Source organism: Ruminococcus sp. AF17-12 (assembly GCF_003479245.1).
Taxonomy (GTDB): Bacteria; Bacillota; Clostridia; order Lachnospirales; family Lachnospiraceae; genus Blautia_A; species Blautia_A fusiformis.
Genome location: NZ_QUGY01000012.1, coordinates 18,689 through 35,097, shown reverse-complemented (window position 1 = coordinate 35,097; position 16,409 = coordinate 18,689). Strand labels below are relative to the sequence as shown.

General features: G+C 36.7%; 14 protein-coding genes. 13 read left to right on the top strand and 1 reads right to left on the bottom strand.

Annotated features, from left to right (window positions below; translation table 11 throughout):
• The first annotated feature begins 63 nt into the window (after positions 1-63).
• The 10 genes from DWW77_RS13075 to DWW77_RS13035 all read left to right on the top strand — a co-directional run bounded on the left by DWW77_RS13075 (position 64) and on the right by DWW77_RS13035 (position 10,005).
• Positions 64-819 (top strand): hypothetical protein, encoded by a 756-nt coding sequence (locus tag DWW77_RS13075; protein WP_005428267.1) that lies wholly within the window; start codon positions 64-66, stop codon positions 817-819.
• Complete coding sequence (locus DWW77_RS13070) at positions 812-1,705, top strand: hypothetical protein (protein WP_005428264.1); 894 nt, start codon at positions 812-814, stop codon at positions 1,703-1,705. Before DWW77_RS13075 ends, DWW77_RS13070 begins: the two co-directional genes overlap by 8 nt.
• Before the next feature lie 12 nt (positions 1,706-1,717).
• On the top strand, positions 1,718-2,359 hold the full coding sequence (locus DWW77_RS13065; protein ID WP_009245407.1) for an ABC transporter ATP-binding protein: 642 nt from the start codon (positions 1,718-1,720) through the stop codon (positions 2,357-2,359).
• Positions 2,360-2,377: 18 nt separating this feature from the next.
• A complete protein-coding gene (ccpM, locus tag DWW77_RS13060; protein WP_117942495.1) occupies positions 2,378-3,796 on the top strand; it encodes a Cys-rich peptide radical SAM maturase CcpM in 1,419 nt (472 codons plus the stop codon).
• A gap of 10 nt (positions 3,797-3,806) precedes the next feature.
• Positions 3,807-4,856, top strand: a complete 1,050-nt coding sequence (locus DWW77_RS13055) for a TIGR04066 family peptide maturation system protein (RefSeq protein WP_005428260.1) — start codon at positions 3,807-3,809, stop codon at positions 4,854-4,856.
• A 13-nt stretch (positions 4,857-4,869) separates the two neighbouring features.
• Positions 4,870-5,106 (top strand): hypothetical protein, encoded by a 237-nt coding sequence (locus tag DWW77_RS13050; protein ID WP_005428259.1) that lies wholly within the window; start codon positions 4,870-4,872, stop codon positions 5,104-5,106.
• Positions 5,107-5,219: 113 nt separating this feature from the next.
• Entirely contained in the window at positions 5,220-5,390 is a 171-nt protein-coding gene (locus DWW77_RS18650; protein WP_009245401.1) for a hypothetical protein, read from the top strand.
• Between the two features lie 179 nt (positions 5,391-5,569).
• Positions 5,570-7,090 carry a DUF6034 family protein gene (locus DWW77_RS13045; RefSeq protein ID WP_005428257.1) on the top strand — a complete coding sequence of 507 codons (1,521 nt, stop codon included), beginning with the start codon at positions 5,570-5,572 and terminating at the stop codon, positions 7,088-7,090.
• 115 nt (positions 7,091-7,205) lie between these two features.
• Positions 7,206-8,300: a S8 family serine peptidase gene (locus tag DWW77_RS13040; protein ID WP_009245400.1), complete on the top strand. Its 1,095-nt coding sequence runs from the start codon at positions 7,206-7,208 to the stop codon at positions 8,298-8,300.
• 25 nt (positions 8,301-8,325) lie between these two features.
• A complete protein-coding gene (locus DWW77_RS13035; RefSeq protein ID WP_005428253.1) occupies positions 8,326-10,005 on the top strand; it encodes an ABC transporter ATP-binding protein in 1,680 nt (559 codons plus the stop codon).
• A 336-nt stretch (positions 10,006-10,341) separates the two neighbouring features.
• Here DWW77_RS13035 and DWW77_RS13030 read toward each other — a convergent pair whose 3' ends face one another.
• Complete coding sequence (locus DWW77_RS13030; RefSeq protein ID WP_009245399.1) at positions 10,342-12,651, bottom strand: tetratricopeptide repeat protein; 2,310 nt, start codon at positions 12,649-12,651, stop codon at positions 10,342-10,344.
• Between the two features lie 277 nt (positions 12,652-12,928).
• Between DWW77_RS13030 and DWW77_RS13025 the strand changes: the two genes are divergently transcribed.
• The 3 genes from DWW77_RS13025 to DWW77_RS13015 all read left to right on the top strand — a co-directional run bounded on the left by DWW77_RS13025 (position 12,929) and on the right by DWW77_RS13015 (position 16,351).
• Entirely contained in the window at positions 12,929-13,096 is a 168-nt protein-coding gene (locus DWW77_RS13025) for a hypothetical protein (RefSeq protein ID WP_009245398.1), read from the top strand.
• Positions 13,097-13,172: 76 nt separating this feature from the next.
• Positions 13,173-14,762, top strand: coding sequence for a recombinase family protein (locus DWW77_RS13020; protein WP_009245397.1), 1,590 nt, complete (start codon positions 13,173-13,175; stop codon positions 14,760-14,762).
• Entirely contained in the window at positions 14,759-16,351 is a 1,593-nt protein-coding gene (locus DWW77_RS13015) for a recombinase family protein (RefSeq protein WP_005428244.1), read from the top strand. Before DWW77_RS13020 ends, DWW77_RS13015 begins: the two co-directional genes overlap by 4 nt.
• Positions 16,352-16,409: the final 58 nt, after the last annotated feature.

Below are 16,409 nucleotides of genomic sequence, written 5' to 3'. Positions count from 1 at the left end.
ACTAGGATTTTATAAAAATAAAAAAATCAAGTCTATAGCTGTTTGAAGTGAGGAGAAAAGCGTATGAGAAATGTGTTGGCAACGGACATAAAAAACAATATTCGAAGCATTCGCTTTATTTTGGGGATTTTTCTAATCGTTTCGGCTACCCTGATGTCTGAGCATGAGATGTTGCAGAAGATCATAAATGCAGGCGGATCTGCAGAAGGACCAGGCTGGTTCGTAGCATACACCTATTGTATGAACAGCGTTAATATGCTTCTGTTTGTTCCCATTGCCGTTGCTTTTGCGGGTGGAGAGAATACGGAGGCTGAGCTGCACAGTCGTTTTTTTCTGTTCAGTTATATCCGTTCAGGGAGAAAACAGTATCTCGTAGGAAAAGCAGCAGGATTGTTGGTCTCCGGAGGTTTGACAGCTTTTTTAGCCATGGTGTTCCTTCTTGTAATCTGTATACTGAGGTTCGGTCAGTATCCTTCTCTGATTGACGGAAATTATGAGATGGCAGTGCTTGTGGGCAGAACGGCGGTAAGCTTTCTGAGATTGTTTTTAAATGGCGCTTTTTGGGCGCTAATTGGCGGTACGTCGGCTGTCATAACAAAAAATCGCTATATGTCCTATGCCGTTCCTTTTATTCTTTATTATGTCCTGACCGTATTTCAGGAGCGTTACTATCAAAAAGCATTCTTTCTGAGTCCCCGCTATTGGGCGGCGTCTATTTACTACAATGATATCTTCTGCATTGCTATATTAGCGGTTGGAAGTTTTTTAACGGCACTGATCTTTATGTGCGCAATAGAAAGAAGGTTGCGGTATGCGTGATATTAAACAGGCTTTTTGGATTGCAGGCCAGAATTTCTATGGATGGAAAAAAAGTCCGAGGATCTGGATGACCTTTATTTTGGCAGCTATATTATGTCTGATGCTGTCGGATCAGATTATTTCCCATGCGATAAAATATGAGACAATCCTTCAGGTATTCGAGCCGTTTATTTGGACATATGGGGATGCATCCTCTGTTATGCTGTCCTCCCTGCTTTTAATCCTGCTCTTTGCGGACATGCCATTTATCAGTCAGGCAACTCCGTATTGGCTTGTACGCACAAAACGGAAGATATGGCTTGCGGGTCAGATTATCTATGTGATCCTGGCGACTGTGATCTATAATATTTTTTTGGCTGTGATGCTTGGAATTATGGGAGCTCCCTTTTCCTTTACGGGAAATGTGTGGAGCGAAACAGCGGCAATGTTGGGCTATGGCGGTGGGGAGAGCATAACCGTTCCTGTTTCCATAAAAACAATGGAAAGCTCAACTCCTTATATGTGCGCAGCAATAGTGTTTGGACTTGTACTTTTATATACTCTTTTTATCGCAGTTCTCATGTTGTTTTTAAATCTGGCTGCGGGAAATATGGCAGGGGTGATCGGTGCTTTTGCAGTCAGTCTGTATGGGCTCCTGCTGAACCCAGATGTTTTCCGGAAACTGTTTCATTTTACAGAAAGTCAGGAATATAGGGCGAACGTGTTCTGCGGCTGGCTGTCTCCGTTGAACCAAGCTACCTTTCCCATGCACAGCTTTGGTTATGATTACCTGCCAGGGATCGGGATGAGCATGTTCATATTTGCAATATTAATCATAGCGCTGATCGGCTTGTCAGCCGTCCGAATTAAGGGCTATAATTTCTCTTTTACGCAGACAAACGAATAAATGGAGGGCAAAATGGAATATGCAATCAGGTTGAAGGGACTGACAAAATCCTTTCAAAAAGAAAAAGTATTAAAGAACATTACCCATGATTTTGAAAAAGGGAAGATTCATGGGATTATGGGGTTTAACGGTTCAGGGAAAACCGTAATGTTTAAATGCATCTGTGGATTTTTACAACCTGAGAGCGGCACAGTGCTCGTAGGGGGAAAACAGATCGGAAAGGAGCTGGACTTTCCAGATTCCGTAGGCATTATCATTGAAAACCCTGGCTTCTTTCTGGATCTCAGCGGTTTTGCGAATTTAAAGAGACTGGCGTCTCTGAAACACCGTATTTCCGATGACGATGTGAGGGCGACGATGCGTGCCCTAGGGCTTGATCCTCTGTCTAAAAAGAAGGTAGGACAGTATTCTCTTGGAATGCGTGAACGTCTTGGTATCGCACAGGCAATCATGGAAGATCCGGAGCTTTTGATATTGGACGAGCCTTTTAATGGTCTGGACAAGCAGGGGGCAGGAGAGGTCTGCGAGCTTTTGCGGGGATTAAAGGAACGAGGGAAGACTATTCTTATCGCAGCACATAACATGCTGGAGATCGAATGGCTCTGCGATACGATCTGTGAGATGGATGCAGGTGTCCTGACGCAGATAAAATAAAAATACGGGGGAAAGAATATGGGAAAGGTATTAATTAAATGCATTCAAACACCAATGCAGAAATATTTTTATGATCGTTCTTTGGATTCTGTAGTTATGGTGAATGATGAAGAATATCAGATATTAAAAACTGTGGAAAAGACAAAATTGGTTCCTGATGGAGTGTTAAGACGGTTTGTGAAAAGCGGATTATTGCGTGAGACTGCGATAGAAGAAATTGAGCATCCTGAGACAGAAAACTTACATTTGTTGGCAGAACATTATATGTGCAATCTGATTTTGCAGGTAACTCAGCAGTGTAATTTGAGATGCAAATATTGTGCATATTCTGGAAACTACTATAATCGTTCCCATACGTCAAATAGGATGGATTTCGAGACAGCCAAAAAAGCAATAGACTTTTATTTGAAAAGAAGCGAAAAAGCGGATCAACTTGCATTATCATTTTATGGGGGTGAGCCTCTTCTGGAATTTGAATTGATTAAGAAATGTGTTTCCTATATTTTACAACGTAAAGGGGATAAAAAAATTCTTTTTACTATGACGACTAATGGGACTTTAATGACAGAAGATGTCATAGAATTTTTGGTAAAATATGAGTTTAATCTTATGATTAGCCTTGATGGTGATAAGAAAAGTCACGATATAAATCGAAGATTTAAAACAGGAAAAGGTTCATTTGACATTATTTTAGAAAATTTGAGTAGACTGAAAGCTTACAATGAAGAGTACTATTCAAAAGTTTTGTTTAATTGTGTTATTAGTTCTTCATCAGATCTTGAAAATATATATCGATTTTATTCGGAAGAAGAGCTGTTTGAAGCAGGGACAGTGAATTTCAATTATGTAAATCCAGTTGGTTTAAAAGATGAGACATTGTCGCGCATAACACAAAAAAATTTCAGAGTACATCGACTAGCATATATAAAGATGATTTTATCTGTATTAGAGAAGCGAAAATGGGATGCACAAAGTCGATTGTTGCGAAGAGAACTGCAAGATATTGAGTTATTATATGAACAGCTACATAGTCATGTTGCTGAAGGCAAAAAAACACATCATGGTGGTCCATGCATTCCTGCAGTTAGAAGACTATTTGTGGATACAAAAGGTGAATTTTTTCCATGTGAAAGAGTTTCGGAAGAAGATTCAGAAATGTGCATCGGAAGTTTGGATTCGGGATTTGATTTTGATAAAATGAGTTTCCTACTTAACCATGGTAAGATGATTAAAGAAAAATGTTTAGGATGTTGGAATTTGAGAATGTGTGCATATTGTTTGGCGCAAATTCCAAAAGATAATCAGATATTAACAGAAAATATGTTGCTACAGCAATGTGAAAACTCAAAAGAAAGTACACTTTTATTGCTATATAAATTGTGTATACTTGTTGAGTTTGGATATAAAGGAAATGAAAATTTGCAAGTATTAAAATAAAGGAGTGCATATGGAAAAATTAGTTGTGTTTCCATTAAATAATGACACAGAAATACTTATCAAGGGATTGAAAGAAAACAAATTATATCAGGTGGTTGCGGTATCCAGCTATATAGAAGATAGGAGTAGGCTTGAACTATTACAAAAGAAGAGTTCGATATATTGTAGTACAGAATTTGAAGAATGTCTTACTCGAGCTGATGCTATTGTTTTTTCAGAAAATACAATGGGATATAGTTATGACGGATACCAAAAAAGAGTGCAAATGGCATTAGACTCAGGGAAAAAGATTTATGCTGGTTTAGCACTGCTAGATAAGATTCAAATTGACAGAGATAAAGTATGTATATTACAGGAAAGTGAATTGTCAGATGAAGTTGTTTCGCCAAATAAAAAAGAAATAGATATTCCGGTAATATCAGTCATGGGATTGGGCGAAAATTGCGATAAATTCCAATTGCAAGTGAAGATTAAAAAGGTGATTGAAAAACAGGGGTATCGTGTACTGGCACTTTGCTCTAACGTTCTCGGTGGATTTTTAGGAATGGAAAATCTTCCTGGCTTTCTATATTCAAAATTCATGTCTTATCCAGAAAAGATTATTGCTTTAAATCATTGGATACATACAAAAGTAAAACAACAGGAGTACGATGTGATTCTTGTGGGTTGCCCTGGTGGTGTTTCGGAATTTGAAAAATATGAAACAAATTATTTTGGCGAGTTACCTCTGATTATTTCAAACGCATTGGATGTAGATATAGGCTTTTTGGCTTTGTATAGGTATACTGATTTGAATTATACTGTATTAAAAAATATAAGCGATTTTGTTCTAAGAAAATATAATACACCAGTGAAAGAATATATTCTTTCACGACAATTTTATAAGGCGGATCATGAATGGAAAAAGATACGGTATTATACCATGGAGGATATGAATGAAAAACCAGCGATACCTGAAAATTCTGAATATCAAGTCCTTGATATATTTGATGATACTAAAATTGAAAAAGAAATTTTGAAAATTTTGGAAGAACTTGCAAATAATATTTTTGTAATATAAGTGAGGAGATAGGATGGAAGAGCTAATTAAAAATGTGATATTGAAATACACAATGATAAAAGTAGAAAATTCAGAACAGAATCTATTGGATTTGCCTGTAGTAGAAGAGTGCTGGATATATGTGATAATGGAATTAGAGAATACATATAATTTGCCGATTATAAAATTGCTGGATGATATAAAAGTGGATGAGTTTAATTTGCAAACAATATGCGATAAATTAAATCACATACGAAAAGTAGCATTTTGAATTAGTTTATTCTATATCCGGAAATTATAATATGAAATATCATATATCTGTTTCTCTTGGCACCAATGAAGCGGAAATATTGATATTATTTTAACAGAAAGGAGGAGAACCGTATGAAGAAACTCAACAAAAATATGAAGAAAAACAGGAACACGATTGAGTCTTTTGGGTGCGTTTGTGGATGTGGTTGCCCATGTTCATATTGTGCTGCGACTTGGTTATCTCAGCATAATGCGGATGCTTCAAGAGTGGTTATTAGTAATGACAATAGCGTAATGTACTAACAAGTTATAGTTACTAGTACATAGAACAGACTGCCTTATACATTAAAATAAATAAGGTAGTCTGTTTCTAAAAAATATACGAAAACGTTAATAGTGTCAGGAAGGTATTTATAAGTTAAAGAGTTTATAATTGAAGTTTCGTGAAAAAGCGACAATTCTATAAGATATATGGAGAAAAAATGAAAAAAAGTGTTCTAGCAATTATGGTAGGTGCGTTGTGTATTATTCTTTCCAGCTGTCAGGAAACACCAGAGGAGAGTTCGGTAGTCAGCAAAGTGGATGGGATTAGCGAGGCGGCTGTCTGTGAACCTCTTAAAAAAGGAGAAAAGAGAGAGACAAATGTTCCAACGCATTGGAAATTTGAAGAAAAGAAAAGCAACGACCGTGTGGTTATCCAGGCAGATATTAAGTTGGGCGAACAAAGCATTGGCAATCTTCCAGTCATAGAGATGCAAAATCACGAGTTAACGCAGGAAGAACTGAATGGATTGATTGATTATTTTACGGACGGTGAGGAACTATATATGCCACAGATGGTGACAAAGGATGCGTATCAGGAAGTGTTAGACAGGATTTCCAGCAAGGAAGGAAGTTACTTGCAATCAGCATATTCTACATCGATTGCAGGGATTCAAAACGCAACCCGAGAGGGGATGGAGCTTGCACCGGATGAAGCGTCTGCACCGGAAAAGATGGAGATAAAATTTCAAAAAAAAACAGAGGATCACGGTGTGGAAGCGGCACGGAGTTGGATGAGTACTGAATTGGAAAACACAGATACAGAGGATTATTTTACTGCAGATGTGGGCGAGGACAGGAAGGCATATATAGAAGCAGAGCGGTATAATCAGGAAATTGACAATGACAGTAGTTTTCTCTGGATGGAGGGTTCTAATTTTATAGAAGAAGAAACAATAGAAACTGAGGAAATGCAGAGTGAGTATTACAGTAGCTTTGGCATGGATACCAACGGCTATACAGAGAAATTTCATGAACTGGCAGATGCGTATCGAAAGTGCATGGACAAGATCACCTTTACAGAGGAAGATGGAAAGGAACAGGCAGAACAAGTTTTAGAGGATTTAGGTATCGATGGAATGGGCCTTGTAGATTCTGATCGTACCGTGTGGTTCCCGAATGGCGCATGTTCAGAGCGCAATGGTCTGGGACTTGGTAGTGATGCTTTGTGGCAGGGAGATCTGGATAGAGGATTACCGGGATATCTGTATTGTTTTTCGAAAAGTGTAGAGGGTATTACTTCAGTTCCTGATGGCGTGGTTGCGGAAGAAACAGTGGATAGTTATGTGCCTCCGTTCCAGGTAGAAACAATCTCTATTCTGATAACAGAGGAAGGAATTAAATATTTTAAATGGGATGGGATATCGGAAGAAGTCTGTACGGTGACGGAAAATACAAAGCTTCTGCCTTTTGAAAAAATACAGGCAAAGCTGACAGATCAGATTTTTTATTGGTATTCCGGAAAAGGCCAGTCTGCCAACGACACTACCGCACTGGAGTATGATGTGGTAAACGCAAAATTGCAGTATACTTATACCACAGCCTATCAGGAGCCGAAACACGCATGGTTGGTTCCAGCATGGATTTTTACTGTCAGGGAAAGTATTGGTGGAAATTCTCTACAGGAGCTTTCTTATGTGATCAATGCTTATGATGGCAGTGTGATTGGAGAAGCATATTAGGGTTCAGCGACACTTGAATTTTTATTGACCATAGAATTACAAGGTTTATCATGAGAATAATAAATATGCGATATTTGGCTTGGATATATAACAGGTAAGAATAGGAATAGTGCAAATGATTAAGCTCGCATTGATTGATAACGGTATACCTTATCATATGAGAAATAACAGGAATCAAAGGATTGTTCATAAATCTTTTTTGGCTTCTAAATGCGATCCAAGTGAGTATAAAGACGATAAATCATTCCATGGCGCTGTATGCGTCGGAATTATCACAAGCATATGTAGTGATATAGAATTATGGGACTTGAATGTGACTGACTCTGCAGGAACAACACAGATCACAGTTTTGCTGGAAGCTTTGGAATGGTGTATTCAAAATAAAATAAAGTTAATTCACATGAGTCTTGGAACAATCAATTATTTTGATATTAAACCCTTATGGATTCAAATAAAAAGATTACTTGATGCTGATGCGATTATAGTAGCAGCATATCATAACAGAAATATAAAGACTTATCCAGCTGCATATCCAGGTGTTTTTGGTGTCAGGCAGGATCGTTATGGTCTTTTGGGAAATGGTCAAATTCTGTTTCAAGAACAAAAAGGTTATAATATTGAGAATTCTATTATAGCAAATTTTTCGTGGAATGGGATCGTAAATCAAGCCAATAGTTATGCGGCTCCTGTTGTCACTGGACATATTGCTACATATTTAAACAGAAAGCCCACAGCAGGATTTGATGATGTTATGGACTTTTTGATGACTATAGCAACGCATAAATCTGATTATCCGGATATACTAGAAAATGTAATAAGGGATAAAACCAATATAGAGATACCGGTAATTGCCGGTATTGATTTAGATTACGAGGAAATGATACAGCTAAAAGTGATGTTTAGTCAGAACGGTTATTACGCAATAAATCTGCAGAAAAATCCTTTAGATGAAAATGTAATTCCTTTAGAATATTATGACGATTCCAATGAGTCATTGAACGATATCCTTTATACAGTATATATAGCTTATGAACCTGATATTATTCTTTTGAATCAAGAGGAAGAAATATTTGAAAGTAGTAAGGCATCAGATATAGATATGTATATTGTGCGTAAAAATAATATGTATGAATTGTATGCAGAAGATCGAATAGGAATAACTTACAATATAGAGGATATATATGAGCTTGTTTGTCAATATTTTGCTTAACGAATAGTGAGGATGGCAATTGGATATGAGAGAAAATGGGAAAACATGGTATCGAATTTGTAAAATGTTGTGTGAATATAAAAAGTATTTTCCAGGGATTATCTGTTGCCTTTTGGGTTCATCATTCATAACGTTTATACACCCACTGCTTATAAGACAAATAACAGATTGTGGTATATTGCAGAAAAACATGAAATACATTCTTTTATTTTCTGTTATATTAATAATAATTTCTTTAACCCAGCAAGAGTTAAATATAATCCAAACAAAATTATTTTCAAATGTACATAATCAGTTTACACATTCTCTCTATAAAAAGACTTACTGGAAAATCAATAGGATGAAAATACAGTATTTTGCTGAAAGAGGAAGTGCAGAGATTATAAATACAATTGGTATGGATATTGATAATGTGTCATCTGTTGTGGATCAGATTACTCAGTTTTCTATATCATCAATTCTCCAAATAATAGGAGGAGTAGTTGGGCTGTCCTTATTAGACTGGAAATTAGCAATATTGATAGAAGCAATTATTCCACTGAAATTTATAATAGTGTCCTATTGTGCAAACAAGAAACGGGAAGTGTTTGAACAGTGGATTGAGGATAAACGAAAGTTTATGAGTTGGTTTGCCGAGTGTATAAATGGAATTCATGAAATGAAGCTCTGGAATCTGTTTCAGGTAAAAAAATCTCAATTTGAAGGTCTGCAAAAAGATTTGATGGATTCATATAAAAAGAACGCAATGCTAGATGAATATAGTACTGTCAGTGTTGTAGTAATAGACACGGTTGTAAATGCGTTATTATATATATTAAGTGGGCTTTTTATAATAAAAGGAGAATTCACTATAGGCGGAGCATTTGCTTTTATTACATATAGTGCATATGTTGTAAATCCAATTTCAGCATTGATAAACATTAAATATTATTTTGCGCAAATTGAGCCATCGGCAAAACGTCTTTTTGAGTTATGGGGACAACCGGAAGAATTGGAAATGAAATTATGTGAAATGAAACCTGAGAAAATTTATCAAGATAGGGATATGGTTTTTGAAGTAAAAAATCTTGTCTTTGGTTATGAACCAGGACACCCTATTTTAAATGGTATTTCACTATGTGTAAAAAAAGGGGAACGAATTGCGATCGTAGGAGAAAATGGAAGTGGCAAATCAACACTTTTGAACCTTTTGGCGGGATTCTACCGGCCACAAAAAGGAATAATAAAATTGTATGGAGCTCCTGTGGAATTGATGGATATACAAGATATGAGAAATAGAATTGCGGTTATAAGCCAAAGACCATATCTATTCCAAGGGACTATAGAGGAGAATGTTAATATCGATGGAAAGGCGTCAAGAGATGCAGTTGTTGAAGCATGTAGAAAAAGTGGTGCTTTAGGTTTTATTGAAAAATTGGATCATGGATTTGGACAAAAAATTGGACAAGATGGTGCAAAACTTTCTGGAGGAGAAAGACAAAAGATAGCTGTAGCTAGGGCTCTGCTGAAAAATGCAGACATTTTACTTATGGATGAGGCTACAGAAGGATTTGATGTTGAATCAAATGAAGCTTTACGTGAGTTATTACATAGTGAATTAAAAAATAAGACTATCGTTTTTATTACGCATAAGTATAAAGAACTGGAAAGTGTTGATAAAGTATATCGCCTTTCAAAAGGAATTTTAGAATTGGTGCGGAGTTAGAGATATAAATTTCTAATAGAACTGAGCCACTATGCATTTGACATATTGTATCAAACAGTAGGTTGATGACGAGATGATTGTAATGTATCGCAGATTGAACAAGCAGAGGAGCATATTTACAAGTTCTCAGGCATTGATGAAGGCAATATACCTAGACTATAAAAAATTTGAGATAGGAGGAGCGAAAAGTGTCAAAAAAAGAAAAGTGATCCTTATGTAAACGCTCCATGTCTAAGAAAAAATGGAAATGGACAAGCGCCTAGTCTTGGAGTGTATCTCAAAACTAGGCGTTTACATTATTGAGGCAATATATTTTACAAGTGTTTGTAGGAACCGTTAGTGCTTGGTGAGAAGAATACTTTTTGCCAGAGCAATTCCAGCTTGTGGATACAATTCTTGAATTGCTTGATATTTTTCTTCAATCAATTCGGGTTCGTCTGCCCATATATCCTCATAAATTTTCAAGGCTTTTTTAAAATGGGTTTTCGCTTGCGAAATATTTGCAGTGATCAGGCAGATACTTCCAAGGGATTCCTGTACCTGGGCATAATCCAAACAGTGGTTTGAATTATATTCTTTGATAATCTGTGCTAATTTCTGAAGAGCAGACAGGGCAAGGTCAGGTTCTTGTATTTCAATTAAGAGGACAGCATAATTATTAATCTGAGGAATACTGTCATTAGTATAAAGAAGCTGGTATTGTTGTAAAAGAGAGATACCCATTTTCATGTGCCTTTTAGCGAGATCAAGTTGTCCGTTGATTCGGTAAAGCCCTCCAAGATTGGAATGGAGGTTGGAAACCAGGTGGGCATTTTCTTTTGTGGTTTCTTTTATTTGAGCAAGTGCTTCTTTTTCTAATTTTATCGCTTTTTCTGTTTTGGGTTCCAGAGTTGCCTGATAATCCAATAGTAAGGCACGGTCAGATGCAGTCCCGTAAGTATTTGCTTTTATAAAATGCTGTAGTTCCTGGATGATTTTTTTCATACCCTTTTGATAGTGGTACTTCTCCATATATGGAAAAACATCTTCTAAAAATAACAGGTATTGGGGAATATCGTCCTTTTCAATGAAAAGCATGATGTTTTCTACTGTTTGAAATAATTTTTTATAATAGCTAACTTCAATGCCATGCATCAAACATATTTTTTGCAGAGAATCCAATAACGTGTGGCAGCTTGTAACAGAAGGTGCGGTCTCGGAAACTGCAATTTCCTGAATCATTGGATGCAGAGAAATAGTATGCCGGAGACTTGACTGTACAAAACCTGTCTCGATCAGATCATTCACGTCATTTAAAGTAGGCAGCTCCAGCCATTTGGAAAATATACGGGCAGAAATACCAGATGAAGGCATAAAACACATATTGCACATAATATCCTGCTGTTTCCGTGATAAGGAGTATAACGAAAACAGGGTATGGATATGGTTGTAATAGGTGGCTTTTTTGCTCTGACCATCTTTCATTACTTTAATCTTATCTTCATTATGAAGAGAAGCCTTTTCCTCTTGAAGTTTTATCAATAATTGCTCTGGAGTTAAAATTCCATTTTCCAGAAGTTTGGCTGCCAGTTCGACAGCAAAAGTATGGTAGTGTACAGTTTCTATGATTTTTTCTACGATTGCCCGGTTTTCCTCTGCTTCTGAATAAAATACAGATGTCAGTTGAAAAAGAGTGGGTATATCTTTCAGTTCTTTTAATTGAAAACTACAGTATTCAGACAGTTGGCTTCTGGTTGTAAATAAAACCCGGCAACGGTATTTTAATACGACTGACAGGCAACTGTCCTGTGTGGATGTGACATTAAAATTGTCTATGATCAGCAGTGTATCAGATTTCAAAGAGCGTAAGAAACGGTTATGTCTTTGAAAACGTTCCTGCTCACTGATTTCTGGTGGATCATCAATAAAATCCATGTCTACAATATCTTGATATAGATTACCGGTGTATTCCATATAGAGAATATTGGTGTACTGTTTTCTGTATTGCTTTGCATAGGCTTTAGCAAGCTCGCTTTTTCCAATTCCGGCAATTCCATAAAGAAATATATGTCGGTTCTCTTCAAACAAAGTATGGAGTTCATCCAGTTCTTCTTCTCTTCCTAGAAAATGACGGCATGGTTTTGGGACTTCGCTGTCCATAATGTAATCCAGAACAATCGGAGATAGAACACCTCCTGCAATCAGTTTTTGATTTCTTGTATCACGTTTAATAAATTGCCGTTCCATACCAAAAGAAAGTACTTTTGCTAAAAACAACAGCCTTGAATCAGAAGGTTTATATAGAGATACAAGTTCCTGCTTTTTTGTATCCGAAATCGTATCGTCCTGTATGAATAACGTGTAAATGTCCTGTATAACCATGTTGCAGTCTGCCATTAAGGGAAGTAAGTTCCGCTGAATGGTTGTTGCCAGTTTTTTCTGATTGCTGGGTTTTGCATAATATGAGGTTATTTTGGGACTGATTTTTGCTTGTCCGGTTATCCAGCGGCAAATTAGACCATTATCCATAGAAAAATCTTCATTTATCGGATCATTCATAAAATCTTCAAATAATTCGTATAAAAAATCAGGTTGGTTCATCTGATTGCTTTCACTGATTTGATTTTTTAGGCATGTGCTAATAGAAGAAAAATCACATCGTTCCAACAGAAATCCCTCCTTTGGTTTTCGTGTTTTATATTCTTAAAGTCTTTTTATTATAACACGAACAAATGTTCCGGACAATAGGAATTGATACTGTATAGGAAGAAAATGAATCTTAAAAACTCAATCTGCGGTCAATTTCAATTCAATGTGATTGGTGCAGAATAATTTTAGAATGTAATCAGGCTTTCGAAAGCCGAATTCAATTCATACAGAACTTTTGTACAATCCTGCCGGCATAGGATGTAGAGAGAACTGTATGCTGAAGGAGGCATATAGCATGAATACGTTATTTGATTCTGTAGAAGTTCTGGATACAAAAAAAGAAATCCAAAAAGAGAATGTAAGCTATGAACATGCAGGATATCAGATTCGAGTGCATTTTAATGGGGAAAAGACATTGATCCAGTGCATTCAGAATCTTACTGAACGAAAAATTGCAGGTTGATTTTCTTAAGTTCTTGTTGTAAAATAAAGACAATTAAAGACAATGACTACGCAAGACCGATGAAAAGAGGGATAGAATGTATCAGGCAGGAATTTATTGCCGAATTTCCATTGAAGAGCAAAATAAAGAGGGTGAATACAGCAATAGTATTCACTCTCAGATTCAGATGGCAAGAGATTATATTGCAGAGAATAAAGATATTGCAGAGAAAAAAGTTTATGTAGACGATGGGGCTTCTGGAAGTAATTTTGAAAGAACTGAATTTCGGAGGATGCTGGCAGATATTGAGCTTGGTGTTATCAATATGGTGATTTTTAAGGACGTATCTCGACTTGGAAGAGAACATATTGATACCAACTATTATCTAGGCAAATATTTCCCGGAGAAACAGATTCGGATTGTTTCGATTCTGGATAATTATGATTCAGCCGTTGGAACTTATGATGAAATGTTAGAAATAAAAACTTTGCTGAATGATATGTATTTGAGAGATACATCCAGAAAGATTAAGACAACGATTCAGACCAAAAGAAGTATGGGCGAATATACTCCGAAACAGCCCCCCTTTGGATATGTGAAAAGTAAAACAATTCATAATCATCTGGAAATTGATCCTTATGCAGCCGAGGTTGTTCGAAGAATTTACAGAATGTATCAAAATGGATTTGGCTGTACGGTTATTTGCAGGACTTTGAATGAAGATGAAATCCCTTGTCCCGCAAAATATAAAAAGGAAGTTTTAAAAACCAATTATGTATGGGATTCGGGAAAAGGTCTGTGGACATCGTCTACTGTAAGTGGAATTTTAAAGAATCCGGTCTATACTGGGGCGGTTGTGATTCGGAAACATGAAAGACCGTCTTATAAGCTGAAATACAAAAAGGCAATTCCCCTGGAAGAAATGGAGCTGGTGCCGGATGCACATGAGGCAATCATTTCTAAAGAAGAGTTTGATAGGGTTCAGCAAATAAGAAAGGGGCGCAGAGTTTCCTATTTTGATAAAAACAATGAACCACATAAATATGTGGGACTGCTCTTTTGTGGGAAATGTAAAACAGCCATGCGAAAACGTTATCTGGCATCTCATAAAGACTATGACGGATATATGTGTGGTTTTCATCAGAAGCAGGGGCAGAATTACTGTGAGCTGAATCATATTACATTTGAAAAGCTGGATGAACTGGTTGTATTTGCAATCAACCAGCAATTGAAACAGATGAAGATGGATATGAAGAATCTGGAAACTCAGATCAGACAGAAACAGCCGGAACTGGATGGTAAAATTGCAAAATTGCAGGCAAAAATAGAAAGAAATCTGGAATACCGGAAACGAGCATATGAACAGTTTATGGATGAAGTACTTTCCAAAGAGGAATATCTGGAATTAAAACAGATGTATGAAACAGAGAATCAGAAATATCAAAAAGAATTATCAGAACTGAACCATGAAGAGCAAAGGCAGCGGGCGGCGGTCAATGAAACAAAGATATGGTTGGAGCACTTTAATCGCAGAAGAATAACGGTAAAGCAGCTTACCAGAGAAGCGCTTGTGGAGTTAGTTGATAAAATTTATGTATATCCAGAGCAGAAAATAGATATATATTTTAAGTTTGCTTCAGTAGAGAGTTCACCAGATAGAATACTTGAGAAAGATGGGGTGATATGATGTATCAGATGGGTGTATATTGTCGTCTGTCGAAGGATGATGGAGAGAATAAAGTTAGTGAGAGTATTGAAAATCAGATGAAACTGATTCGTGAGTATGTGACTAAATCAGAGGATCTGGAAATCGCAGATATTTATATTGATGACGGTTATTCGGGGCTTTATTTTGCGAATAGACCGGAATTTCAGCGGATGATGGAGGATATCTACAAAGGGAAAATTCAAGGCGTTATTACGAAAGATATTTCCCGGCTTGGGCGTGAACATATTGAAACCAGTAACTATATTGAGCGTGTTTTTCCATCTTTGGGTGTGCGTTATATTGCAATTTTGGATGGCGTGGATTCTGTTCATCACAGTAATGAAGAATTGGCACAGTTTAAGACGTTGTTTAATGATATGTATAGTCGTGATATATCTAAGAAAATCAGAGGTGCATTGACCGCCCAGAAGAAACGGGGACAGTTTATGTCTGGGTTTGCCCCATATGGATATGTAAAAGATCCGGCAGATAAGCATCATTTTCTTGTAGATGAAGAAGCAGCTAAAGTGGTACGGAGAATCTTTTATATGAGTTTGGAAGGATATTCCAGGGATGGTATTGCAAAGAAACTGAATCAGGAAGGAATTCTGACACCGTCAGAGTATAAGAGAAAGGTGCAGGGATTGAAATATGCCAATGCATTAGAAAAAGCGGGTGCAAAGGGCTGGGCATATCCTACGATCAATGTAATTTTGCGAAACAGAGTTTATACAGGGGCTATGGTACAGCATAAATCAGAAAAGATATCCTATAAAGTGGAAAAGTATCAATATATTCCAGAGGAACAGCAGTATATTGTGGAAGGAATGCACGAAGCAATTATTAGCAAAGATACTTTTGAGCAGGTACAGGAACTTATGAAGAAAAGAACACGGACACCGGGATTTAATAGCGAAGTGAGAAAGGTAAATCCATACGCAGGAATTATTGTTTGTGGAGATTGCGGATATAATTTCCAGAGGGTTACTTGTCGGGACGGTTATGAGTGCGGTACCTATCACAAAAAAGGAAACACAGTTTGTTATTCTCATTTCATTAAAAAAGAAGTATTGGATTCTATTGTAAAAAATGAAATCCAAAGACAAGCGGAACTGGCACTGAAAGAAAGTGATAAGGATGAAATATTAAAAGTAGCAGATAGGAAGAAGGAGGTGCAGAGACGATGTGCAGAAGCAGACCAGCAGATTGAACGGTTACAAAAAGAACTTGCGGCTGTCCAAAAGTATAAAAAGAAAACTTACGAAAATTATGTAGATGGTGTTCTGGATAAAGAAGAATATCTCTCCTATAAGGCAGAATATGAAAAGCAGGATAAAGATATCAGGGCGAAGATTCAGTTGGCAGAACAAGAGAAAGACAGCTTTGGAGAGGCAGAAGAATCTTATGAAAACTGGATAGAGAAATTTATCAAGTATGGAACATTATCCGAAGTGACAAGAGAAATTGTGACAGAATTGATTGAAAAAATTGTTGTGAATGGAGATAAGAGCATTGATATTGTATTTAAGTATCAGTCGCCTTATCCGGTAGAAAAACAGGCAGTGTAAAGACTGCAAATTTTTTTACAGTAATTTTCCCCTAGTTATAATGAACACACAGAGGGGA